Origin of the sequence: Pararhizobium sp. LjRoot235, assembly GCF_964254145.1 — a bacterium.
GTDB lineage: Bacteria > Pseudomonadota > Alphaproteobacteria > Rhizobiales > Rhizobiaceae > Pararhizobium.
In genome coordinates this window covers 2,367,175-2,388,540 of sequence record NZ_CAXUSP020000001.1, presented here as the reverse complement: position 1 = coordinate 2,388,540, position 21,366 = coordinate 2,367,175, and the positions used below count along the sequence as shown (strand labels likewise).

The following is a 21,366-nucleotide window of genomic DNA, read 5'->3' as shown; positions in this document are numbered from 1 at the left end:
GGGTCACCCTCGAAGAGCAGTGGTCGCACCGCTTTGCTCGGATGAGCAGCACGACCGCGGGATTTCGGGCGAACCGGTGGCCGTCTCGCCCTCCGAGGAGATGGTCGACGATGCCTTGTCCTTTGAACCAGCCATGTGGCTCATGCAGAGTCCCAGCGCGCACATGGCGACACAGGGAAGGACGCTCAGCAGCAGGGGCGCGGCACCGGCCGCGACCAGCCAGCTCCAGTTGAGCGCCAGGCCGAGACCGACCACGGTGGCTGTCAGCGCGATGAGTCCCCGCCGCCCCTGCAGCCACGAAGGAAGCCTGTCGGCCAGCGGTCGGGACGGCGCACGAGGATGCGCTTCGGCAGAATTTGGTATGCTCATAGCGATTTCTCCTTGTTCCGAGGGGTCGCAAGGCGATCCCCTTCCTTGTCGATGATCGATTTGAGGAATGCGACCATGTCGGGTGCGTCCCATTCGGCTGGGCCGATCAGCCGTCCAAGCTCCCTGCCCTCCGCATCGATCAACAATGTCGTCGGCAGCCCGGCCGTTGCCAGCGCAAAGCCGACCTGGCTGGAGGTATCGACATGAATGGCGAGATGCCGGATGCCGATCTCGGCGTAGAACTTCCTCACGGCATCTGCTCCACCTCGATCGATCGACAGTGCGACGACCTCGAAAGCGCTCCCGCCAAGCGCGGCCTGCAACCGATCGAGCGTCGGCATCTCCTTCCGGCAAGGCAGGCACCAGGTGGCCCAGACATTGAGCAACACGACCTTGCCGCGGAAACCCGCGAGCGAGAGCGGCTCTCCTTCGCCGTCGGTGAACTGAAGCTCCGGCACAGGTGCCGGCGTCTCATGCAGCACGAAACTCTGCAGCGGGCCGGGGTACCCCGGCCCTGCAATGGCAAGGACTGCCAGAACGGCGAAGAGGAGCCGCCTCATGAAGTGCCTCCCTTCGCCTTCCGACGCAGTCGCTCGACGAGCGGCAGGATCGTCTCGCGCAACGCCTGTTCGGTCACCGGTCCGATGTGCTTGTGGGCGATGCGCCCGTCAGCGCCGACCACGAAGGTCTCGGGCACGCCGTAGACACCCCAGTCGATGGCGACGCGACCATCCCGGTCGGCCCCGGTGCGGGTGTAGGGATCGCCGAGCGTGTTCAGCCACTGCGCCGCATCCTGTGGCCGGTCCTTGTAGTTCAGGCCATGGATCGGCACTGTCCTGCGCTCGGCGAGACGCATGAACAAAGGATGCTCGCCCCGGCAGGCGACGCACCAGGAAGCAAAGACATTGACCAGGGAGACTTCGCCGTAGAGATTCTTGCTCGCCAGGCCGAGGGTCCGGCCATCGACCGGCGGCAGATCGAAAGCTGGCACGGTCTTACCGATCAATGCCGATGGAAGCTGGCTTGGATCGCGGCTGACGCTCCAGGCAAACACCGCGGCAAGTCCGGCAAAACCTACCGCCGGCAAGGCCAGAAGCAGCCGGCGGCGCGATACCGAAGGGCCATCCGTCTTCGATGTATCGTCCGTTGAAATATGGGCCATGGTGATGACCTCCTGTTCCGACGTTATTCCGTCGCGTAGACGGACGGTGACTTGCCGTCCTTAGGCACGGTGTAGATCACGAATTTTTCAGTCTTGGTGCCGGTCATGCCAGGCGATCCCATCGGCATGCCCGGCAGGGTGATGCCGGCGATCGCGGGCTTCTCGGTGAGGAGCTTGCGGACGACGTTGACGGGCACGTGGCCGTCGATGACGTAGCCGTCGATGAACATCGTGTGGCAGCCTTCCATCCCTTCCGGCACGCCGGCCTTGTGGCTGATCTCGAGGAGGTCGTTGGTCGGCTTGATGTCGACAGTGAAGCCGTTGTCGCGGAGATAGGCGGCATAACCCTCGCAGCAGCCGCACTGCGGGTTCCTGTAGAGCGTCGCCTGAAGCGGTTCGGCGAGGGCAGGTGACGCGAAGGCGATGAGAGCGGTGAGGCTGGCGAAGCGGATTGTACGGTTCATTTCGGTTTCTCCTTGGATAGATCTGTTTGGTTCAGGCGACGCGCAACACGGTCATCAGGCCTGCCATCTGGTGGTCCATGACATGGCAGTGCAGCATCCAGTCGCCGGGATTGTCGGCGACGAAGGCGACCTTGACGACGTCCTTCGGTGCCATCAGCACCGTGTCCTGCCATTGGCGGTGCGGTACGGACATTCCGTTTCGGTTCAGCACCGCCAAGCTGTGGCCATGGAAATGCATCGGGTGCCACCAGGCGGTCTCGTTGCGCATCACCAGGATGATGCTGCGACCGCGCTGGAATGTGAGGGCAGGCTGCATGCCGGCATGGCCGTCACCGGTCATCGACATGCCGTTGATCGTCCATGTCGGACTGCCGACCATGCTCATCATTCCATGCATCATCCCCCCGCCCTGCATGCCACCCATGCCGCTCATCATGCCGCCCTGGAGGGTCAGGCCATGACGCTCGATCGCGGCAAGGTCGGGTTCCGGCAAAGGATTGCGCGGCAGGTCAAGCGAGGCGTCGAGAGGGTGCTCGCGGACTGGCGGACTGTCGTCGTAGGCGAGCTGCGTCACCAGATAGGACAGGCCGTCATAGAAATCGTCGATGACGCCGTAGCGCCGACCCGGTTCGCCCTGCATGTCGAGCATGACATCGACGCGCATGGCGGGACCGAGCAGGATGCGCCTGCGCTCGGGCTCGTGCGGATCGCAGGGCTGACCGTCGATCGCGACGATCAAGGGCCTGTGCCCCTCAAAGCGCAACGCCATGATACGAGCGAGCGAGCCGTTGACGAGGCGCAGGCGGATGCGCTCTCCGGCCCGGACCGGTTCCGCCTCCGAGACCTGGCCGTTCAGTGTGACGGTGTTGCCGACGCGGCCGGACATCGCCGCCTCCATACGGTTGCCGAAGCCGGAGGCGATCCCGCCTTCGTCGGTCAACCGCCAATCGGTGAGCAGCCAGAGAAGATCGCGGTCGACGGCGACGGGTTGGCGTTCCTCGACGATCACCGGTCCGGCCAGACCGCGGCCGAGCTGCTCAAGGCTATTGGCATGCGGGTGGTACCAGAAGGTCCCTGCATCCGGCGGGGTGAATTCGTAGACGAAGCTCCCGCCCGGTTTGATCGGCGGCTGGGTCAGGCCGGGAACGCCGTCCATGGCGTTGGGCAGTCTGATTCCGTGCCAGTGGACGGTGGTCTCCTGGTCGAGCCTGTTTTCGACGACGAGACGGGCTGGCTCGCCTTGGCGCAGGCGCACGAGCGAGCCCGGTATGGTGCCGTCATAGGCCCAGACATCCGTCTCCGGGCGACCTGCACCAGCAAGACGCGCACGGGCTGGCGCGGCGACGATCCGGTACTCGTTGGAGCCCGCCGCGTGTCCCAGCAATGGCGGCAATGCAACGGTCAACAGGAGCCCAGCGCCAGTCCGGAGCAATCCCCGGCGCGACACTAGGCCATTGAATTGGGTATTCACATTCGATCCTTCCAATCATCGTGGATGAGGGAACGCATCGGCCCTTGGTGGGCTCTCTCACCGTGTTGGCCGCTCGGCGCAAAAACAGCGCATACGTTCGCTTGCCCGGCCCGGTCGCTTGACGCGACAGTCGGACATCAGCCGATGTCGGAGGTTCGTGGCGGATAGGGATCGGGCGGCAATGCTTTCCCGCGCAGGAGCGGGTCGCGCCTGGCAAAGAAAGCAAGCTTGCGAGGCTCGCGCATGAGCGTCGCTGCCGGAAGCATTGCGAACACGGCGGCTGCACAGACGACGCCGCAGGCCTTCATGCCTTTGTCAGTATGCTTGTCGGGGCAGTCCTGACAGTCGCCTTGAGCCGACATGTCCATCTCGGACATTGTCGCCATCCTGGCGTTCATGCCGCTTGCCTGAGCAACCGACAGGCTCATCCCCGCGGCGATAAAGACCGCGAGGACCAAAGCGTAGAGCTTTCGAGCCGACCAGTGTCTCATGACACGAAGAATTACGCCGAACTGGGTTAAAAACAAGCCATTGTTGCGTCTCATAGCGTTCGGCCGGCCGCCACGTGAACCGTCGATCGACGACGCGGGCGCATGCGTCAGCGAAAGAACAAATACTTGATGAGCGCCGCGATCGCGAGAACGATCACCACGATCCCGATAAGGCCCGCGAGCCCCATGCCCCACATCATTCCGCTGCCCATCATGTCGTTTATCATGGCTTCCTCCTGTCATTCCGCGGCCTCCTTCAGGGCCGTCACGTCTGCCCCGATCGAGGCCGCGCGGGCCTCCGAACGCGCCGAGAGCCGCCAACCCTTGACCAGCCCGTAGATCGCGGGGATCACCACAAGCGTGAGGATGGTCGACGAGATCATCCCGCCAATCATCGGCACGGCGATGCGCTGCATGATTTCCGACCCGGCACCCGTGCTCCAGAGGATCGGCACCAGGCCCGCCATGATCGCCACGACAGTCATCATCTTCGGCCGGACGCGTTCGACAGCGCCGACCATGATCGCCTCATGAAGGTCGGCTCGGGTGAAGTCTCGTCCTTCAGTCTCGCAGAGCGCGCGCTGCTCCCTCAGAGCCTGGTCGAGGTAGATGAGCATGATCACTCCGGTCTCCGCCGCAACGCCCGCGAGCGCGATGAAGCCGACCGCGACGGCAACCGAGGCGTTGAAGCCGAGCCACCACATCATCCAGATGCCGCCGACCAGCGCGAACGGCAGCGACAGCATGACGATCAGCGTTTCGGTCAGCGCCTTGAAGTTCAGGAAGAGCAGCAGGAAGATGAGCGCGAGCGTCAGCGGAACGACGATCGTCAGGCGGGCCTTCGCCCGTTCGAGATATTCGAACTGGCCGCTCCAGGCGACCGAATAGCCCGGCGGCATCTCAACGCTTGCCGCTACGGCAGCCTGGGCTTCCGCCACGTAACCTCCGAGGTCCCGGTTGGCGATGTCGACGAAGATGTAGACGGCAAGCTGGCCGTTTTCAGTGCGGATGGTCGTAGCACCGCGGGTGAGCTTGACCTCCGCGACTTCCCCGAGCGGGACCGTGCCGCCTCCCGGCAGGGATACCTGGACGTCACGGGCGATGGATTGCGGATCGCTTCGAAACGCCCGCGGATACCGGATGGCGACCCCGTACCGCTCCCTGCCCTCCACAGTCGACGTCACGACCTCGGATCCCAGAGCCATCGCGATGACGTCCTGGACGTCGTCGATGGAAAGACCGTACCGCCCCAGAGCCATGCGGTCTGGGATGATGTCGAGGTAGTATCCGCCGATGACCCGCTCGGCATAGGCGCTAGACGTTCCCGGCACGGCTTTGAGGACGGTCTCGATATCCCGTGCGACCTTCTCCATCTCCTTGAGATCCGTGCCGTAGACCTTCACGCCGACGGGCGTCCTGATCCCGGTCGAAAGCATATCGATGCGGGCACGGATTGGCATGGTCCAGGCATTGGAGACGCCGGGGAACTGCAGCGCGGCGTCCATCTCCTGTTTCAGGCTGTCGGAGGTGACGCCCGGCCGCCATTCGGATTTCGGCTTCAACGTGATGATGGTCTCGAACATTTCGGTCGGAGCCGGATCGGTTGCGGTCAGCGCACGCCCCGCCTTGCCGAACACCGTCTCCACTTCCGGGAACGACTTGATGATGCGGTCCTGCGTCTGCATCAGCTCGGCCGCCTTGGTCACCGACAGGCCTGGCAGGGTGGTCGGCATGTACATCAGCGTGCCCTCGTCGAGACTGGGCATGAACTCGCTGCCGACATGCTGCACAGGCCAGGCCGTGACGGCGAGAATGGCAATGGCCGCCATGATAGTCAGGGTCTTTGCCTTCAGGACGCCAGCAATGACGGGACGGTAAATCCAGATCAGCAGGCGGTTGAGCGGGTTCCTGTGTTCCGGAACGATGCGGCCCCGGACGAACAGGATCATCAATGCCGGCACCAACGTAATCGACAGCAGCGCGGCGGCGGCCATGGCGAACGTCTTGGTGAAGGCGAGCGGACCAAACAGGCGGCCTTCCTGCGATTCAAGCGTGAAGATCGGCAGGAACGACACGGTGATGATCAGCAGGCTGAAGAACAGCGCCGGACCGACCTCGCTTGCAGCGTCGATCAGGACTTCCGTTCTCGGCTTGTCCGGCGCGCGCTCCAGATGCTTGTGCGCGTTCTCGATCATGACGATGGCGGCGTCGATCATCGCGCCGATGGCGATGGCGATGCCGCCCAGGCTCATGATGTTCGAGCCGAGGCCGAGCGCCCGCATCGCCATGAAGGCGATCAGGATGCCGATCGGCAGCATGATGATGGCCACCAGCGCGCTGCGCACATGCAGCAGGAAGGCGATGGTCACCAGAGCGACGACGATCGATTCCTCGACCAGCGTGCCCTTCAGGGTCTCGATGGCCGCTTCGATGAGTTTCGAACGGTCATAGACGGGAAGGATTTCAGTTCCGGCGGGCAGGCTGTCCTGGATCGCCGCAAGGCTCTCCTTGGCATTCTCGATGACAGTCAGAGCATTGGCCCCAACGCGTTGAAGGACGATGCCGCTGGCGACCTCGCCCTCGCCGTTCAGCTCGGTGATGCCGCGCCGCTCGTCCGGGACCAGTTCGACCCTCGCCACGTCGGACAGACGCAGCGGAATGCCCGCGTTCGTCTTCAGGACGATGTTCTCGATGTCCTTGATGCCCTGCAGGTAGCCCTTGCCGCGCACCATGAACTCGAACTCGGAGATTTCCACGGTCCGGCCGCCGACGTCGCGGTTGCTGGTGCGGACGGCGTCGGAGATGTCCGACAGCGAGACGTTCTGCGCCTTCAGGCGGGCCGGATCGACGACGATGGAATACTGCTTGACGAAGCCGCCGACGCTGGCCACCTCGGCCACGCCTTCCGACTTGGAGACGGCGATGCGCACGACCCAGTCCTGCAGCGACCGAAGCTCTGCCAGCGACAGTTCCTTAGCGACGACGGCGTATTGGTAGACCCAGCCCACGCCCGTAGCATCCGGGCCGAGGCTCGGCGACACCCCGTCCGGCAGTCGGCTGGCAGCGGCATTCAGATATTCGAGCACGCGGCTACGCGCCCAGTAGGGATCGGTGCCGTCCTCGAAGATCACGTAGACGAACGACACGCCGAAGAACGAGAAGCCGCGCACCACCTTCGACTTCGGCACGGTCAGCATCGACGTCGTCAGCGGATAGGTGACCTGGTCCTCGACGACCTGCGGAGCCTGTCCCGGATAGTCGGTGAAGACGATCACCTGGACATCGGAGAGATCGGGGATCGCATCAAGCGGCAAGGTGCGCAGCGCATAGACGCCGCCCGCGATGGACAGCGCCGCGCCGAAGAAGACCAGCAGGAGATTGCGGGCGGACCACGAGATGATATGCGCGATCATGGCTTCACCTCGTCCGCCGTCATGGCGCTCAATGCTGCGTTCAGGTTGCTTTCGGCATCCAACAGGAAGTTGGCAGACACGACCACGCGGTCGCCGGCGGCAATTCCTTTGGTGATTTCGGTCATGTCCTCGCCACGGACACCGAGAGAGACATCCATCGGTTCGAACCTGCCCTCGCCCTTGTCGAGGAAGACGATCTGGCGGTCGCCCGTATCGATGACCGAACTATTGGGAACGGCGACCACCGCGCTTCCGGCTCCGGCCTCGATCTCAACCTCGGCATACATGTTGGACATCAGTCGCCCGTCCGGATTGGGCAACTCGATCCGGACCTTCGTTGTGCGGGTCTGCATCTCAACCTCGGGATAGATCAGATCGACCTTTCCCTTGAACGTCGTGCCCGGCAGATTGCGGACGATCACGGAGACGACCGCGCCCTTGCGGACGGAGCCCAGTTCGTACTCAGGAACGTCGGCGATCACCCAGACCTTTGACACGTCGGCGATGCGGAACAGGATATCTCCCGCCTCGGCCATCATGCCGCTCACCGCCATGCGCTCCAGCACGACGCCGTCGCGCGGCGACGTGTAGGCGATGCTCCGGGGCACCTTCCGCTCGGCCGCGATGCTGGTGATCGTCGCCGTCGGCACGCCCAGATTCTTCAGCCGCAGAGCCGACCCCGTATCGGGACCCGGCTTGCCGCCGTTGCGCATCTCGGTCGCGTATTCGGCCCCGGCCGTTGCGATCTCCTTCGAATAGAAGTGGAAGAGGTCTTCTCCCTTGGTGATCCGGTCACCGGTCGTGACATCGGCGACATCTTCCACAAAGGCGTCCGCACGCATCGAGACGATGCTGACCATACGCTCATCGAGCGTCACCGTTCCAGGCACGCGGATCTTGCGGCTGACCGTCGCCAAGTCCGCGACCGCGGTCTTGACGCCAGTCCGCTGTAGCTTGCCGAGCGACACCTTGACGGTCGAGGCTTCAGCCTCCTCACCGTCGTAGACCGGAAGGTAGTCCATACCCATGGAATCCTTCTTCGGCACCTTCGAGGTGTCCGGAAGACCCATCGGGTTCCGGTAGTACAGGACCTTGCGCTCGGCCGCCGCGGACGCAGTTTCAGCCGCAGGGGCCGCGGCTCCGGTCGCGCTGAAGCTGACATCCTCGCTTTCATGGACGGCCACGAATGGCCGCCCGTCGTCCGTGTTCTTCGGTGTGCCGGAATACGCGGCCAGGCCGTCCGGGTGGCTGTAATAGACGACCCTCCCCGTCGGCTGCGGTTTTGGCTCCGCCTCGGCCATCCGGATCGCAAGCCGTTGTTGCAACTGTGAGCCGATATCGTTCTTCCCAGCCCAGTAGCCTCCTCCGCCGGCAATCGCGGCGAGGGAGAGCGTGGCAATCAGGCGCGACGACGTGTTCACGGTACTGCCTTCAGGACAAGTTCATCCTGGACGGTCTCAGGTTCGCCCTGGACCTTGGCGGCAATCTGGAACCGCCATCCGCCCTCCATGGAGAGGTTCGTCGTGAAGGCGTAGACGCCAGCTTCGGTGGAGGCCGACGCCTCTACCGGCGTGGTCATCGTCTCCATGCCCTCGGGAGCCATGTCCATGCGGGTGGTGAAGATGACGGCGTCGGGAACAGCCCTACCCGTCCGCTTGTCGACCAGGCGCACGGAGACGACAGTGCCCGGCCCCTGCTTGATGTTGGTCTGGACGGCCTGGAATTCGTAGTCTTTCGCCCCGGCAAAGGAAGCGGTGGCGGTGCTGAACAGTATTGCACCAGCGAGGAACGCAGTCCTCGCGCCGAAGAAGTTTTTGCTCATGATTTGATATCTCATCCGGACGGGGTCGCAACCGCGTCCTCAGTCAATATGGATCGTCCTCAGTCCGGTTCGGGCGCAACAGTGCGGCCTTGCCGAAAGACTACGTGCTTCAATGACGTGAGATCAGACTCTTGGAGGACGCACTGGCGGATCGACCAGTGAGGAGGCAAGCTCCGCATGTGGGGGAACGAGGAACCGATGGGCGACCCAGCCGAGATTCAACGACCAGGAATGCGGGTTAGCCACCTGGCCGACGATCACCGTCGTGCACACCAGTGCCAGAGGGCAGGACTTGCTGCCGCAGTCAGGCTTGGTCGACATTTCATCGGGGCAGCAGGGCATATCCCCGGACATGTCCATGCCAGACATCTTGTCCAGTGCAGCAGGTCCCGAAGACGCCATCACGCTATCAGCCGCACCGATGCTCATGGGACCGGCGACGATCCCGAGCATGGCGGTTACGAACAGCAGTCGATGGATGACCTTCATGAACCTCATTTGTTTACTCTGGCATGGAGCAGGCGATCTTGGAAGAGGCCTCACGAAAATGTGCTGCCGCGTTGTATCGTAAGAATAATTCTAGGAAAACGTTCACTCTCCTGACGAGCTTCTGTCAACAAGTCATTGTTTTCGCTTCACGTGTACCAAAATCCTGAAAGAGATTGCATCTTGTCCCGCGGGAAACTTACCCTCTTGACCCTCCCATCGTTGGAAGCCCCACATTGAGGCCACAACATCGAAAGGAGCCAACAGATGTATGAGTTTGACATCCCAAACATGACCTGCGGCCACTGCAAAGGAACCGTCGAGAAGGCGATCAAGGCCGCCGATCCCGCCTCGGTAGCAACCGTCGACCTCGTCTCGAAGAAGGCAACCGTCGAGACGACGCTCGATCCTGCCGTCATCGGCCAGGCGATCGAGCGTGCCGGTTATCCGGTGTCCTACACCAAGCGATGACTCCTCGCCGCCTCCGCGTTCAAGTGCGGGGGCGGCCTGCTATCTGGGAGTCTTGTATCCTCTCGTCTTGTTGTAGTTTTCGATCTGCGTTTCCGTCAGCACGTCGAGCAGGCTCAGGTGAGCAGAGAGGTGGATATACCGCAGCCTGGCGCGGCTTTGTTCTATCGACGCCAGAAGGCCCTTCAGTGTCGCATCAGAAACCGCCCGATCCCGGAACCGGGTCTCCAGTCCCTCCTCGAGAGAAACGTAGCGCGCGCCTTCAGCCGCCGCATCGTGCTGCATGGCTTCGAACACCGTACGCACCCGTCGCTGCTGATTCGGGCTGAGATTCAGCTCGTCCGCCATTTTAAGGACATGGGACGGTCCGGGCATTCCGTTGAGTTCGGCCGCCTTCGCGAGCCCCCAGCCGCCACCGCGGCGCAGTTCGGATATGTCGTCTTCCGACAGGCTCTTGATCGAGCGCGCCTCCTCGCCGGCATAGGCCGACTTGTGCTCATGATGGGCTTGCTGCGCGCCTGCAGTTGCCGGAAGGAGCAAAATCAAGGCAAGCAAAACAAGCAGTTTCATAGCGTGGCCTCCGTTGGAATTCCGCGCGACCTTGAGCCATGGCGACGTCTCGTGACATGATAGAGATCATGTCCGATCTCATTTCCCGATTGCTCTCGATCTCTCCCGCCTCGAAGAGGCTCGGTGCGAACTCGATCCTCTTTCAACAGGGTGACCCGGTCCACGTTCTGTACATCGTGAGATCGGGGACGATCCATCTTGTGCGTCATCAGTCGGATGGGGCCGCGGCCGTGCTCCAGCGCGCCATGCCGGGTAAGATTCTTGCCGAGGCATCGGTCTATTCTGACTGCTACCACTGCGACGCAATCGCGGTATCGGCGGCGACCGTATCGGTCGTGCCTGTCGGAGACGTCATAAGGCTGCTCGAATCAGATTTGATTTTCGTCAACCTATGGTCCGGCTATCTCGCCCGAGAACTGCAAGCCACCCGGAAACGGGCGGAGATCATGTCGCTCCAAACAGTCAGGGCAAGGCTTGATGCCTGGATCGCATGGAACGATGGCGCGCTCCCATCCAAGGGAGCATGGCGGCAACTGGCAGACGAGATCGGCGTGTCGGCCGAAGCGCTGTATCGTGAATTCGCCCGAAGAAACGAGCGGGTCGACAAAGGAACGGGTTCTTTCAAAAACAGCCCTTGACCTTTCCATCATTGGAAGGATTACCTATAGGAGCAGTTAACAGAGGAATCGTCCCAATGACTGCCATGACCACGATAGCCCCATCCGAGACGCTGCCCGTTCCGACCGATTTCGGGATCGAAGGCATGAGCTGCGCATCATGCGTCGTCCGGGTCGAGAAGGCCATCGCCGCTGTTCCGGGCGTTGCCTCAGCCACGGTGAACCTGGCGACCGAACGGGCCACTGTCACATACAACGCACCCGTTCCGACGGACGCCGTTCTCCAGGCCATCGAGAATGCGGGCTACGAAGCGAAGACCGAGACCCGTGAGCTGGGCATCGAAGGCATGACCTGCGCGTCGTGCGTCTCCCGTGTGGAAAAAGCTCTGAAGGCCGTTCCTGGCGTGAGGCAAGCCACCGTCAACCTCGCCACGGAGAAGGCGACAGTCCGCATCGTCGCCGGCACGACTGCCTCCGCTTTGGAAGGTGCCGTTCGTGCCGCGGGATACGATGTTGCTAAAGTGACGCCGGACACTTCCGCGAACGACAGCGAGGACCGACGGAGCCGCGAGACCAGCCGTTTGAAGCTGTCATTGGGGCTTTCGGCTGCCCTGACGCTTCCGCTGTTCGTTCTGGAAATGGGGTCGCATTTCATCCCGGCCATCCATGACTGGATCATGGTCAACATCGGCATGCAGAACAATCTGGTCATCCAGTTCGTCCTGGCGACGCTCGTCCTGTTCGGCCCCGGCCTGCGCTTCTTCAGCAAAGGTGTGCCCAATCTGCTGCGCGGGACGCCGGACATGAATTCGCTGGTCGCGCTCGGCACCTCGGCCGCCTGGGGCTATTCGGTGGTGGCGACCTTCCTGCCGGGCGTTTTGCCGTCGGGAACAGTGAACGTCTACTACGAGGCGGCAGCCATCATCGTTACGCTGATCCTGCTCGGCCGCTATCTTGAAGCGCGCGCCAAGGGAAAAACTAGCCAGGCGATCAAGCACCTGATCGGCCTGCAGGCGAAGACCGCATATGTGAAGCGCGACGGAGAGTTCGTGGAGATCGAGATTGGCGACGTCGCCCTCCGCGATATCGTCCGCATCCGACCCGGAGAGAAGGTTCCCGTCGACGGCCGCGTCGTCGACGGTTTATCCTATGTCGACGAATCCATGATCACGGGCGAACCCGTTCCGGTGAAGAAATCCGCAGGGTCCGAGGTCGTCGGCGGCACGATCAACAAGACCGGGTCCTTCACGTTCGAAGCGACGAAGATCGGATCGGACACCCTGCTTGCCCAGATCATCAAAATGGTCGAAGCGGCGCAGGGTTCGAAGCTGCCGATCCAGGCGCTGGTTGACCGCGTCACGGGATGGTTCGTTCCCGCCGTGATCGCGGCAGCCACCCTCACCTTCGTGGCATGGCTTGTTCTCGGTCCCTCGCCTGCCCTCACCTTCGCGCTGGTCAACGCCGTCGCGGTGCTGATCATAGCCTGCCCGTGCGCCATGGGCCTTGCGACCCCGACCTCCATCATGGTCGGCACGGGCCGAGCCGCGGAACTGGGTATCCTCTTCCGCAAGGGCGAGGCCCTGCAGACACTCCGCGATGTCGACGTCGTCGCACTGGACAAGACGGGCACGCTCACCAAGGGCAAGCCTGAACTGACCGACCTCGTCACCGCGGAAGGTTTTGACCGCACCGAGGTTCTACGGCTGATCGCCAGTCTCGAGGCGCGATCCGAGCATCCGATCGCGGAGGCCATCGTGGCTGCGGCCAGGACCGAGGGGTTGGCACTGGCGGACGTCGCCGGCTTCGACGCAGCTCCGGGATATGGCGTCAGCGGCACGGTCGACGGTCACGAGGTGCTTGTCGGCGCTGACCGGTCCCTGGCGAAGAACGGCATCAAGCTGGCATCGTTCGCGGAGGAAGCCACGGCACTGGGCGACGCGGGCAAGTCGCCGCTCTATGCCGCGATCGACGGCAGGCTCGCCGCCATTATCGCCATCTCCGATCCGGTAAAGGAGACGACGCCGGAAGCGATCAAAGCGCTGCATGCGCTCGGCCTCAAGGTGGCGATGATCACGGGCGACAATGGCCGCACGGCGCACGCGATCGCCCGAGAGCTCGGCATCGATGAAGTGGTCGCCGAAGTCCTGCCCGACGGAAAGGTCAAAGCCGTCGGGAAGCTGCGCGAGGGCGGACGCAAGGTGGCGTTCATCGGCGACGGCATCAACGACGCGCCCGCTCTGTCGGAAGCCGACATCGGTCTTGCGGTCGGAACCGGAACCGACATCGCCATCGAGAGCGCCGACGTCGTGCTGATGTCGGGTGATCTCAACGGCGTGCCGCGGGCGATTGCCATCAGCAAGGCAACGATCCGCAACATCCGGCAGAACCTGTTCTGGGCCTTCGCCTACAACGTCAGCCTGGTCCCCGTCGCTGCGGGCGTACTCTACCCGTTGAACGGCACGCTGCTGTCACCCATCCTCGCGGCGGGCGCAATGGGCCTGTCGAGCGTATTCGTGCTGGCCAACGCGCTGCGTCTACGGCGCTTCAAGACGAACTGAAAACCGGGGGCGTCCGTGCGGCGGCCTCAGGCTGCATTCAAGGAGAATGGAAATGAACATCGGTGAAGCCTCGAAAGCATCCGGCGTCTCGACGAAGATGATCCGCTACTACGAGCAGATCAAGCTGATCACGCCCGCCCACCGCAACCAGTCTAGCTACCGGACCTACGCCGACAACGACGTCCACACGCTGCGCTTCATCCGCCGCGCCCGCGACCTCGGATTCTCGGTCGAGCAGATGAAGGCCCTGCTGGCGCTCTGGCGGGACCGTTCGAGGGCGAGCTCCGACGTCAAGGCGATCGCCCTCGAACACATCGCCGAACTCGAGCGGAAGGCGGCGGCAATCGCGGCCATGACGAAGACGCTGAAGCATCTCGCCAGCCACTGTCATGGCGATGACCGCCCGGAATGCCCAATCATCGAAGGATTTGCTGAAAGCCTAGGGGACGGGTTCGGGGTGCCGTCGAAGTTCGGCCTCTCTAACGTCGTCTAGGGCTTCCGGAATTTGGCATGACAGGCCGCGCACGTCTGCAGCATCAGGTGGAATGCATGCTCGGCTGCGTCCTTCGTTGCATCCGGCTTGCGCAGGATGCCGAACGTCGCATGCGCGCCCACCGTCAGCAGCAACTACGGAGTAACGGGTTTCAGGCGAGGCATGGAGAGTGGTTTATCCGGGAAGCAGGTTGCGATATCCTCGATGGCGCACGATAGCCATCGCAGAAGGAGTTGTCGAAAAAAAGGTGTGCTGAAATTTCAACCTACGATGCTCCGTTGCTGCATCGAGGTGGCGACCATGACTGGAAGAAAGAAGCTCGTTAGGGACAATCCATCGCTCGGCTTCAAATCCCCGCCGCGGCGGCGCAGACGAATTCCTGCCTCCGCCATCAGTGGAGTGAGACGCATGCTCCTTGTTGCCGCCCTAGTCGTCGTCGTCGGGATTCTTGCGTTCTCGCTCATCGCCGCCTTGAAATGAGCGCTTGGCGGTCTAGCTTTTCAAGAGTCCTTCGCCATCGCGCCCTCGGTCGCCAGGCGGCGAAAGATCGCATCGATCCGGTCGGGTGGCAGCTTGGTGCCCCCATCCAACCACCACGTCAGCACGGCCATGTAGGCGCCCACGACGTATTGCGCGACAAGTTCGCGCGGGATGGCGTCCGGAGAACCCCGGTCGCCGTCGGCGGCCAGTTCGTCGCGCACCAGATCGGAAAGTATCTGACGGATGGTGCCGAGCGCAACCGCACCTCCACGGCTGCCCGCCAACGCCCGGTAGAGATCGACATGTTCCCGTGCATGTTCGAACATGGCCAGGCTAAAGCCGAACCTCCGGCTCCCCCGTTCACTCTGCGCCGCGCGAGCCGTGGCGTCGAGATGCCTGCGCAAGCTGTCGAGGCCGCTCCGCTTCAAATCATCCTTGCTCGTATAGTGAAGGTAGAAGGTCGACCGACCGACGTTTGCCGCTTCGCAGATTTCCTCGACGGTTATCGGATCGTAGCCCTTTGCCAGGATCAATGAGATCAGGGCCTGGTGCAGCGATCTTCTGGTGCGGGCGACGCGGCGGTCGATCATATGCTCGGTTGTTTTCATGACTATTTCCGGACAAATCGGAGGCAGCGTCCAGGATTAGCCGTTCCATCCTGCGGGCCTGTTGACATGAGTGAACATCGCATCTGTTATCAGACACCGTGTCTATTTTACTGGTCGTGGATGTGAAGGCAAGCAATCGACGAAGCACAGGACGGAGCGGACGAAGATGGCTGACCAGCCCCCATACCCCGGCATGCCACGCTGGGTGAAGATATCCGGGATCATTCTCTGCCTGATAATATTGCTGGCCGTCATCGTGGCCGTGTCCGGCATCGGCGGTCCCCACGGACCGTCCCGCCACCTGTCGCTCGCTGACACGGGAAGCAAGATATCTGACACCAGTGACCGCCCATGATGATGATGATGATGATGATGCCCCGTCTCCGCAAGTTTACACTGATCGCGCACATCGTTTCGTCGGTGGGATCGCTTGGTGCGGTCTCAGGATTCCTGGCGCTTGCCGTTGCGGGACTCTCCGCTGAGGATGATCGGGTGATGCGGAGTGCCTATGTCGCCATGGAGCTGGTCGCGCGTTCGGTCATAGTGCCTCTGGTTTTCGCCTCATTGGCAACGGGACTCGTCCAGTCGCTCGGCACGACATGGGGACTGTTCAGGCACTACTGGGTCCTGGCGAAGCTTCTGCTGACCATCTTCACCGCGCTCGTGCTGATGCTCCAGATGAGCGTGATAGCCCACATCGCCGCCCTGGCGGCTGATCCAGCATTCTCCAGCACCGATATTCCCGGTCTGAGATGCTCGCTTGTCGTGCATGCCACTGGCGGCCTCGTCGTGCTTCTCGTGACGACGACGCTGTCGGTGTACAAGCCACGCGGGTTGACGCGATACGGGTGGCGGAGGTTGCATCGCCAGTAGCAGATCTTGCCAGCTTCGAGTTATGCTGGAAGCTGGCAAGTCCAGGTCATTTGCTCGGAGAGAGAACACGATCCCGAAGAAGGAGGAAGGTCCTCTCCACGCAAAACCAGAGCACGGTTGCTGCCGCGAAGCTGGTCGCCAGATAGACAACGAAGCCGAAGCCGCCCTGAAGGTTCTCTTCTCCGAAGACAAGCCTGTCGACATGGAAGACCGACTTGTGGGTCAAATACAGGCTGTACGACAAGGTGGCGACGATCGCGGCACCCGGAACCGGCCACCGTCTTAAAACCTGTTCGAGGTCGAGCATCGCGCCAAGAATGAGAGCGATACCGATTGAAATGAGCGGGAATCCGGCCACCGTACCCGGCTGTGCCTGGAAGACAAGAAAGAGGTTTGCTCCCGCAAGTGGTCCGCGAACCGAGAACAGCACAAGTGCGGCCACGACGAGGGCAACACCTACCGGCACGGCAACACGGGGAGGCGCGTAACGCTTGCAAAGTTCCGGTTTGAAAAATCTCGCCGCAGCAAGGATCACACCGAACATCAGACCATCTAGGCGGGTGTATGTCGGATAATATACGTCCCTGAGGTAGACGGCGAAGGCATCTCTTAGCTGGTCGGCATCGACAAGAACGCCGACTTGGCTTTCCCAAATCGCGTATCGAAGGATCATTCCCGCGATCACCATCGCCGCAGTGATTAGGAGCATCCAACCCACGCTAATCCGACGATGCAAGAGCAATACGAGTAGCGGCAGGACCAAATAGAAATGCTCCTCGACGCACAGCGACCATGCCTGAGTAAAGGCGCGGCCCACACGCGGATCGAAGTCGAAGTTCACGGTGAAGGTCGCGAAGCTCCAGACCGGTTGCATCGTCGGAGCGTCTCGAAGCACGGGAAAGATTGCATAGAGGCCGAGAACAACAAAAAACGCGGGAAAAATGCGAAAGGCACGGCGGAGATAGAAGGATTTCAGGCCCACGCTTCCCGTTCGCGAGACTTCGTTGAAGAGTTGGGTTCCGATCAGAAACCCGCTCAGAACAAAGAAAATGTCGACCCCTAGCCATGCGTAGGTACGAACGCCGACCAGCAGGGATGGTGTCGCCTCGACTGGCAGGTGCACGAGCATAACAAGCAGGATCGCCAATGATCGGAGGACATCGGGGCCAACCGCCCTTGATTGTGCCTTCTCTGTCGTTTGAGACGAGAGACTTCGTGCTGATGGGAAATACGCAGAATCTGAATGGACAATAGTATTCATGGTGACGATCCGTGGCTGTCTCTGAGAAGATTGGGACACGCTTGGGAACGTGCTGGTGCAACCTTAGCTTTCTTTTTTCAGATCGAAACGAGCAGATTCAGATAGATAAAATTAATCTAAATTTTTCGTAAATTCTGAAATGCCGCAAAAATCCCGCGATCAAAGCGACTGTTCTGCATCTGATCTTTGGAAAATCTTCGGTAAGTAGAATCCCCCTCAGCGCCTTGTCATGAGCAGCTTCAGACATGCAGATGCATCTGGCTCTAGTTGGGCTGGATCGAGGGACCGCTATTTGTTTTCGACCCGAAACTTGGCATGGCACGAAGTGCAAGTCTGCAGCATTAGATGAAAGGCATGCTCGGCGGGCATCGAAGCCGCGTCTCCTGCTGGATCGACCTTCTTAGCCAAAGGCCCTCCTCCGAAGGCGGCGTCTCCCGCTTGCATCCGCATCCGGGGACCGAGCGTTTCCGGGTTCTGGTCGGCGGCGGAAGATAGCGCGACTGCATAGGCAGCAAGGTCCAAGGCCAGCCCATCGAATTGCTGGCGCTCCGTCTCGATGCTCGCGCTGGCTTTCGACCCCGGCCCTGTAGCAGAACCGTCGAACAAAGACGAAAGTGCGACGCCCGAGTTGGACCGGATGGTTTCCGCCGCTCCCTTGAATCTCTTTGCATCATAGGGTGACGAGCCCTTGAACATCGCGTTGATGCTCTTGGCTGCTTCTGCCATCGCCTTCATGTCCTGCTGCCGCTGCACAACGTTGGGCGGCACCGATTGCGCTGCCGCCACAAGGATCGGCGTGGCAAAGGCGGCTATCGAGAGCGTGAGAGCCGTCAGCCTTGCAACGTCCGCATTCAACCGCATGCTTGTCTCCACACCCCCGGAGGGCGTACAACCGCCCCGTCCCATCTTGATCGATGTCAACGCAACTCTTGCAACGGTATGACAGTGTGCTTGAATACTGGATGAAGGTTCGAGCACATGATCGCCGCAAAACAGACCGTTCGAAGATGTGCGACAGGATTGCTGGCCGTTTTAGTCGCAATTATGTTCCTCTCCGTCCCTATGGCCGAGGCGGGCAGCGCAAGATGCGACACCCATGCTGGAGAAATCGAACGTACAGCCTCGCAGGCGCTGGATCGTCCGGGCGATGACGGCATCGACCACCAGAAGGCTTGCTGCGCGGGCCTGTGCAACTGGTGCCACATCGTGCTTCCGACGTCCGTCCTCTTCGAACTGGGGCGGGATTTCAATGCACGGCAAACATTCGAGCCGCCCCCATCGATATCCGGCCTTATCCATCCACCCGCCCTTGGCCCTCCCCGATCACCGGTATGAATTGCATCTTCCGCTCCTGCGGATGATCGTCGGTCGCCTGTGATCCGAATGGCGACCATGTCGTCGTCGCGCCGCTTCGCCTATTGCTGCACCTTCTTGCTCTCTCGCAGTTGGCACGGCGAGCGCTAGTTCCCGGATAAGAGACCGGCTCTCACGGAGGCAGATTCCGATGGAAGAGAAGAAACACCCTGGTGGTCATCATCACCACCATCATCACCATGATAGGCATGCCTCGCATGGCGAGGCTTACGCCGCTCAAGAAAAGCGCGCTGTCGTCGATCAGACCGAAGGCGTGATCTACACTTGCCCGATGCATCCCCAGGTAAGGCAGCTCGGCCCTGGAAACTGCCCGATCTGCGGTATGGTGCTCGAGCCGGAAGTGGTGACTGCCGAAACCGGGCCAAGCCCCGAGTTGATCGACATGCGGCGGAGGTTCTGGATCGGGCTGGTCCTCACAATACCGGTGCTGGCATTGGAGATGGGCGGCCATCTCGTCGATCTGCATATGCTGCTCGACGCCCAGACATCAAACTGGCTTCAGCTCGTCTTCGCAACGCCCGTGGTCCTGTGGGCAGGTGCGCCCTTCTTCGAACGCGCATGGCGTTCAATAGTCACGCGGCACCTCAACATGTTCACCCTGATCGCCATGGGCACGGGCGTGGCCTGGGTCTACAGCGTCGTGGCGACCGTTGCGCCCGGACTGTTCCCCGCCACCTTCCGATCCGCCGACGGGGCGGTCCCGATCTACTTCGAGGCCGCCGCCGTGATCACCGTGCTCGTCCTGCTCGGCCAGGTTCTGGAGCTGCGTGCTCGCGAGCAGACGGGCGGCGCGATACGGGCGTTGCTCGATCTTGCGCCGAAGACGGCCCGGCGCATCCGGGACGACGGCACCGACGAGGACGTGCCGCTCGAGGCCGTCGCCGTCGGCGACCGGCTGCGCGTGCGGCCGGGCGAAAAGGTTCCTGTCGACGGCTCGCTCGTCGAAGGCCGCAGTTCGGTCGACGAATCGATGATCACCGGAGAATCCATGCCCGTCACCAAGGAGGTCGGCGCAAACCTCATCGGCGGCACGATGAACAAGACGGGCGGCTTCATCATGGAGGCTGGCAAGGTGGGGCGCGACACCATGCTGTCGCGGATCGTGCAGATGGTGGCGGATGCCCAGCGCTCGCGCGCTCCGATCCAGCGCCTGGCCGACGAGGTTTCCGGCTGGTTCGTTCCCGCGGTCATCGCGATCGCCATAATCGCCTTCGCCGTCTGGATGTGGGTGGGCCCGGAACCGCGCTTCACCCACGGTCTCGTGTCCGCTGTCGCTGTCCTCATTATCGCCTGCCCCTGCGCTCTCGGTCTCGCCACCCCGATGTCGATCATGGTGGGGGTCGGGCGCGGCGCGCGGCTCGGCGTGCTGATCAAGAACGCCGAGGCCCTGGAGCGCTTCGAGAAGGTCGACACGCTGGTGGTCGACAAGACCGGGACGCTGACCGAAGGCAAGCCCAAGGTGACGTCGATAGCCACGGCAGAGGGAATGACCGAGAACGAGCTGCTTCGATTGGCAGCCACCCTGGAACGTGCCAGCGAACACCCGCTCGCGGCCGCCATCGTCGACGCCGCGACCGAACGCGGCCTGTCACTCGGCAATGCGGAAGACTTCGACAGCCCGGTCGGCAAGGGGGTCACGGGTTCGGTCGACGGGCGCAAGCTCATCATCGGCAGCCACCGGATCATGGAAGAGTTCAAGGTCGATGTGTCGGCCTTGGCAAAGGAGGCAGAGGCTCTGCGTGGCGAAGGAGCGACCGTCATCTTCGTGGCTGTCGACAGTCGCGTCAGCGGCCTGTTCGCGATTTCGGACCCGATCAAGGCGACGACCCCGGACGCCGTAAAGACATTGCTGAACGAAGGCGTGCGGGTGGTCATGCTGACCGGGGACAACAGGACCACCGCCAATGCCGTCGCGCGAAAGCTCGGCATCAACGAGGTCGAGGCGGAGGTGCTCCCGGATCACAAGAGTGAAATCGTCGCTCGGTTGCGCAGCGAAGGCCGGATCGTCGCGATGGCCGGAGATGGCGTCAACGATGCTCCCGCTCTCGCCGCCGCCGATGTCGGCATCGCCATGGGCACCGGAACGGACGTGGCCATCGAGAGCGCAGGCGTGACCCTGCTCAAGGGCGACCTCCAGGGAATCGCACGGGCACGGCAGCTAAGCCATGCGACGATGAAGAACATCCGGCAGAACCTGTTCTTCGCATTCATCTACAACGCTGCGGGAGTTCCTGTCGCCGCAGGCGTGCTGTACCCAGCCTTCGGGCTGCTGCTTTCGCCCATCATCGCTGCCGCGGCCATGGCGCTCTCCTCCGTCAGCGTGATCGGGAATGCTCTCAGGTTGAGGAGTGCTCGGATATGAATGGGAACCCAAATGGACATTGCT

At 62.1% G+C, this 21,366-nt stretch carries 22 protein-coding genes and 1 pseudogene; 7 read left to right on the top strand and 16 right to left on the bottom strand.

The annotated features are described in order from the left end of the window. Positions 1-3: 3 nt before the first annotated feature. From ACSQ2Z_RS11415 to ACSQ2Z_RS11370, 10 genes are all read right to left on the bottom strand, one after another. On the bottom strand, positions 4-369 hold the full coding sequence (locus tag ACSQ2Z_RS11415) for a hypothetical protein (protein ID WP_436081305.1): 366 nt from the start codon (positions 367-369) through the stop codon (positions 4-6). Next, positions 366-929 carry a TlpA family protein disulfide reductase gene (locus ACSQ2Z_RS11410; RefSeq protein ID WP_436081304.1) on the bottom strand — a complete coding sequence of 188 codons (564 nt, stop codon included), beginning with the start codon at positions 927-929 and terminating at the stop codon, positions 366-368. Before ACSQ2Z_RS11410 ends, ACSQ2Z_RS11415 begins: the two co-directional genes overlap by 4 nt. Then, entirely contained in the window at positions 926-1,531 is a 606-nt protein-coding gene (locus tag ACSQ2Z_RS11405) for a DsbE family thiol:disulfide interchange protein (protein WP_436081303.1), read from the bottom strand. The genes ACSQ2Z_RS11410 and ACSQ2Z_RS11405 overlap by 4 nt, the downstream gene beginning before the upstream one ends. Positions 1,532-1,554: 23 nt before the next feature. Next, positions 1,555-1,995, bottom strand: coding sequence for a DUF411 domain-containing protein (locus tag ACSQ2Z_RS11400; protein WP_436081302.1), 441 nt, complete (start codon positions 1,993-1,995; stop codon positions 1,555-1,557). A gap of 31 nt (positions 1,996-2,026) precedes the next feature. Then, complete coding sequence (locus tag ACSQ2Z_RS11395) at positions 2,027-3,466, bottom strand: multicopper oxidase family protein (protein ID WP_436081301.1); 1,440 nt, start codon at positions 3,464-3,466, stop codon at positions 2,027-2,029. A gap of 137 nt (positions 3,467-3,603) precedes the next feature. Further along, positions 3,604-4,011 (bottom strand): hypothetical protein, encoded by a 408-nt coding sequence (locus ACSQ2Z_RS11390; protein ID WP_436081300.1) that lies wholly within the window; start codon positions 4,009-4,011, stop codon positions 3,604-3,606. A gap of 185 nt (positions 4,012-4,196) precedes the next feature. Then, on the bottom strand, positions 4,197-7,370 hold the full coding sequence (locus ACSQ2Z_RS11385) for an efflux RND transporter permease subunit (protein WP_436081299.1): 3,174 nt from the start codon (positions 7,368-7,370) through the stop codon (positions 4,197-4,199). Beyond that, positions 7,367-8,791, bottom strand: coding sequence for an efflux RND transporter periplasmic adaptor subunit (locus tag ACSQ2Z_RS11380; RefSeq protein ID WP_436081298.1), 1,425 nt, complete (start codon positions 8,789-8,791; stop codon positions 7,367-7,369). The genes ACSQ2Z_RS11385 and ACSQ2Z_RS11380 overlap by 4 nt, the downstream gene beginning before the upstream one ends. Next, entirely contained in the window at positions 8,788-9,207 is a 420-nt protein-coding gene (locus tag ACSQ2Z_RS11375) for a FixH family protein (RefSeq protein WP_436081297.1), read from the bottom strand. Before ACSQ2Z_RS11375 ends, ACSQ2Z_RS11380 begins: the two co-directional genes overlap by 4 nt. Positions 9,208-9,315: 108 nt before the next feature. After that, entirely contained in the window at positions 9,316-9,690 is a 375-nt protein-coding gene (locus tag ACSQ2Z_RS11370) for a hypothetical protein (protein ID WP_436081296.1), read from the bottom strand. 255 nt (positions 9,691-9,945) lie between these two features. On the opposite strand from ACSQ2Z_RS11370, the gene ACSQ2Z_RS11365 reads away from it, so the two are divergent. Continuing rightward, positions 9,946-10,149, top strand: coding sequence for a heavy-metal-associated domain-containing protein (locus ACSQ2Z_RS11365; RefSeq protein WP_436081295.1), 204 nt, complete (start codon positions 9,946-9,948; stop codon positions 10,147-10,149). Positions 10,150-10,188: 39 nt separating this feature from the next. Here the strand turns inward: ACSQ2Z_RS11365 and ACSQ2Z_RS11360 are convergent, their stop codons facing one another. Further along, positions 10,189-10,716, bottom strand: coding sequence for a Spy/CpxP family protein refolding chaperone (locus tag ACSQ2Z_RS11360; protein ID WP_436081294.1), 528 nt, complete (start codon positions 10,714-10,716; stop codon positions 10,189-10,191). 68 nt (positions 10,717-10,784) lie between these two features. Here ACSQ2Z_RS11360 and ACSQ2Z_RS11355 point away from each other — a divergent pair, with 68 nt between their 5' ends. The 3 genes from ACSQ2Z_RS11355 to cueR are packed head-to-tail and all read left to right on the top strand — an operon-like array spanning position 10,785 to position 14,384. Further along, complete coding sequence (locus tag ACSQ2Z_RS11355) at positions 10,785-11,354, top strand: Crp/Fnr family transcriptional regulator (RefSeq protein WP_436081293.1); 570 nt, start codon at positions 10,785-10,787, stop codon at positions 11,352-11,354. A 56-nt stretch (positions 11,355-11,410) separates the two neighbouring features. Further along, positions 11,411-13,891: a heavy metal translocating P-type ATPase gene (locus ACSQ2Z_RS11350; RefSeq protein ID WP_436081292.1), complete on the top strand. Its 2,481-nt coding sequence runs from the start codon at positions 11,411-11,413 to the stop codon at positions 13,889-13,891. A 52-nt stretch (positions 13,892-13,943) separates the two neighbouring features. Continuing rightward, positions 13,944-14,384 carry a Cu(I)-responsive transcriptional regulator gene (cueR, locus tag ACSQ2Z_RS11345; protein ID WP_436081291.1) on the top strand — a complete coding sequence of 147 codons (441 nt, stop codon included), beginning with the start codon at positions 13,944-13,946 and terminating at the stop codon, positions 14,382-14,384. Here the strand turns inward: cueR and ACSQ2Z_RS11340 are convergent. Then, positions 14,381-14,467, bottom strand: a pseudogene (locus tag ACSQ2Z_RS11340) (cytochrome c); the annotation flags it as partial. The gene cueR and the pseudogene ACSQ2Z_RS11340 overlap by 4 nt on opposite strands. A gap of 417 nt (positions 14,468-14,884) precedes the next feature. Further along, the gene (locus tag ACSQ2Z_RS11335) at positions 14,885-15,472 is read right to left on the bottom strand and encodes a TetR/AcrR family transcriptional regulator (RefSeq protein WP_436081290.1); all 588 of its coding nucleotides are present in this window, start codon (positions 15,470-15,472) and stop codon (positions 14,885-14,887) included. A gap of 166 nt (positions 15,473-15,638) precedes the next feature. Here ACSQ2Z_RS11335 and ACSQ2Z_RS11330 point away from each other — a divergent pair, with 166 nt between their 5' ends. Together ACSQ2Z_RS11330 and ACSQ2Z_RS11325 are read left to right on the top strand one after the other, a co-directional pair. Then, positions 15,639-15,827, top strand: coding sequence for a hypothetical protein (locus tag ACSQ2Z_RS11330; RefSeq protein ID WP_436081289.1), 189 nt, complete (start codon positions 15,639-15,641; stop codon positions 15,825-15,827). A gap of 14 nt (positions 15,828-15,841) precedes the next feature. Then, positions 15,842-16,345: a hypothetical protein gene (locus ACSQ2Z_RS11325; RefSeq protein ID WP_436081288.1), complete on the top strand. Its 504-nt coding sequence runs from the start codon at positions 15,842-15,844 to the stop codon at positions 16,343-16,345. Between the two features lie 46 nt (positions 16,346-16,391). Here ACSQ2Z_RS11325 and ACSQ2Z_RS11320 read toward each other — a convergent pair whose 3' ends face one another. The 3 genes from ACSQ2Z_RS11320 to ACSQ2Z_RS11310 form a co-directional block, all read right to left on the bottom strand. Then, positions 16,392-17,606 carry an acyltransferase family protein gene (locus ACSQ2Z_RS11320; RefSeq protein ID WP_436081287.1) on the bottom strand — a complete coding sequence of 405 codons (1,215 nt, stop codon included), beginning with the start codon at positions 17,604-17,606 and terminating at the stop codon, positions 16,392-16,394. A 288-nt stretch (positions 17,607-17,894) separates the two neighbouring features. Further along, the gene (locus ACSQ2Z_RS11315; RefSeq protein WP_436081286.1) at positions 17,895-18,467 is read right to left on the bottom strand and encodes a c-type cytochrome; all 573 of its coding nucleotides are present in this window, start codon (positions 18,465-18,467) and stop codon (positions 17,895-17,897) included. Positions 18,468-18,638: 171 nt separating this feature from the next. After that, entirely contained in the window at positions 18,639-18,809 is a 171-nt protein-coding gene (locus tag ACSQ2Z_RS11310) for a hypothetical protein (protein ID WP_436081285.1), read from the bottom strand. Between the two features lie 301 nt (positions 18,810-19,110). Between ACSQ2Z_RS11310 and ACSQ2Z_RS11305 the strand changes: the two genes are divergently transcribed. Further along, positions 19,111-21,342: a copper-transporting P-type ATPase gene (locus ACSQ2Z_RS11305; protein ID WP_436081284.1), complete on the top strand. Its 2,232-nt coding sequence runs from the start codon at positions 19,111-19,113 to the stop codon at positions 21,340-21,342. The last annotated feature ends 24 nt before the right edge of the window (positions 21,343-21,366 follow it).

Coding starts and splice junctions, on each gene's coding strand:
- ACSQ2Z_RS11305 (WP_436081284.1), top strand. CDS start 19,111: ATGGAAGAGAAGAAACACCCTGGTGGTCATCATCACCACCATCATCAC.
- ACSQ2Z_RS11415 (WP_436081305.1), bottom strand. CDS start 369: ATGAGCATACCAAATTCTGCCGAAGCGCATCCTCGTGCGCCGTCCCGA.
- ACSQ2Z_RS11400 (WP_436081302.1), bottom strand. CDS start 1,995: ATGAACCGTACAATCCGCTTCGCCAGCCTCACCGCTCTCATCGCCTTC.
- ACSQ2Z_RS11355 (WP_436081293.1), top strand. CDS start 10,785: ATGTCCGATCTCATTTCCCGATTGCTCTCGATCTCTCCCGCCTCGAAG.
- ACSQ2Z_RS11385 (WP_436081299.1), bottom strand. CDS start 7,370: ATGATCGCGCATATCATCTCGTGGTCCGCCCGCAATCTCCTGCTGGTC.
- ACSQ2Z_RS11335 (WP_436081290.1), bottom strand. CDS start 15,472: ATGAAAACAACCGAGCATATGATCGACCGCCGCGTCGCCCGCACCAGA.
- ACSQ2Z_RS11375 (WP_436081297.1), bottom strand. CDS start 9,207: ATGAGATATCAAATCATGAGCAAAAACTTCTTCGGCGCGAGGACTGCG.
- ACSQ2Z_RS11365 (WP_436081295.1), top strand. CDS start 9,946: ATGTATGAGTTTGACATCCCAAACATGACCTGCGGCCACTGCAAAGGA.
- ACSQ2Z_RS11350 (WP_436081292.1), top strand. CDS start 11,411: ATGACTGCCATGACCACGATAGCCCCATCCGAGACGCTGCCCGTTCCG.
- ACSQ2Z_RS11410 (WP_436081304.1), bottom strand. CDS start 929: ATGAGGCGGCTCCTCTTCGCCGTTCTGGCAGTCCTTGCCATTGCAGGG.
- ACSQ2Z_RS11360 (WP_436081294.1), bottom strand. CDS start 10,716: ATGAAACTGCTTGTTTTGCTTGCCTTGATTTTGCTCCTTCCGGCAACT.
- cueR (WP_436081291.1), top strand. CDS start 13,944: ATGAACATCGGTGAAGCCTCGAAAGCATCCGGCGTCTCGACGAAGATG.
- ACSQ2Z_RS11390 (WP_436081300.1), bottom strand. CDS start 4,011: ATGAGACGCAACAATGGCTTGTTTTTAACCCAGTTCGGCGTAATTCTT.
- ACSQ2Z_RS11320 (WP_436081287.1), bottom strand. CDS start 17,606: ATGAATACTATTGTCCATTCAGATTCTGCGTATTTCCCATCAGCACGA.
- ACSQ2Z_RS11330 (WP_436081289.1), top strand. CDS start 15,639: ATGGCTGACCAGCCCCCATACCCCGGCATGCCACGCTGGGTGAAGATA.
- ACSQ2Z_RS11315 (WP_436081286.1), bottom strand. CDS start 18,467: ATGCGGTTGAATGCGGACGTTGCAAGGCTGACGGCTCTCACGCTCTCG.
- ACSQ2Z_RS11325 (WP_436081288.1), top strand. CDS start 15,842: ATGATGCCCCGTCTCCGCAAGTTTACACTGATCGCGCACATCGTTTCG.
- ACSQ2Z_RS11370 (WP_436081296.1), bottom strand. CDS start 9,690: ATGAGGTTCATGAAGGTCATCCATCGACTGCTGTTCGTAACCGCCATG.
- ACSQ2Z_RS11405 (WP_436081303.1), bottom strand. CDS start 1,531: ATGGCCCATATTTCAACGGACGATACATCGAAGACGGATGGCCCTTCG.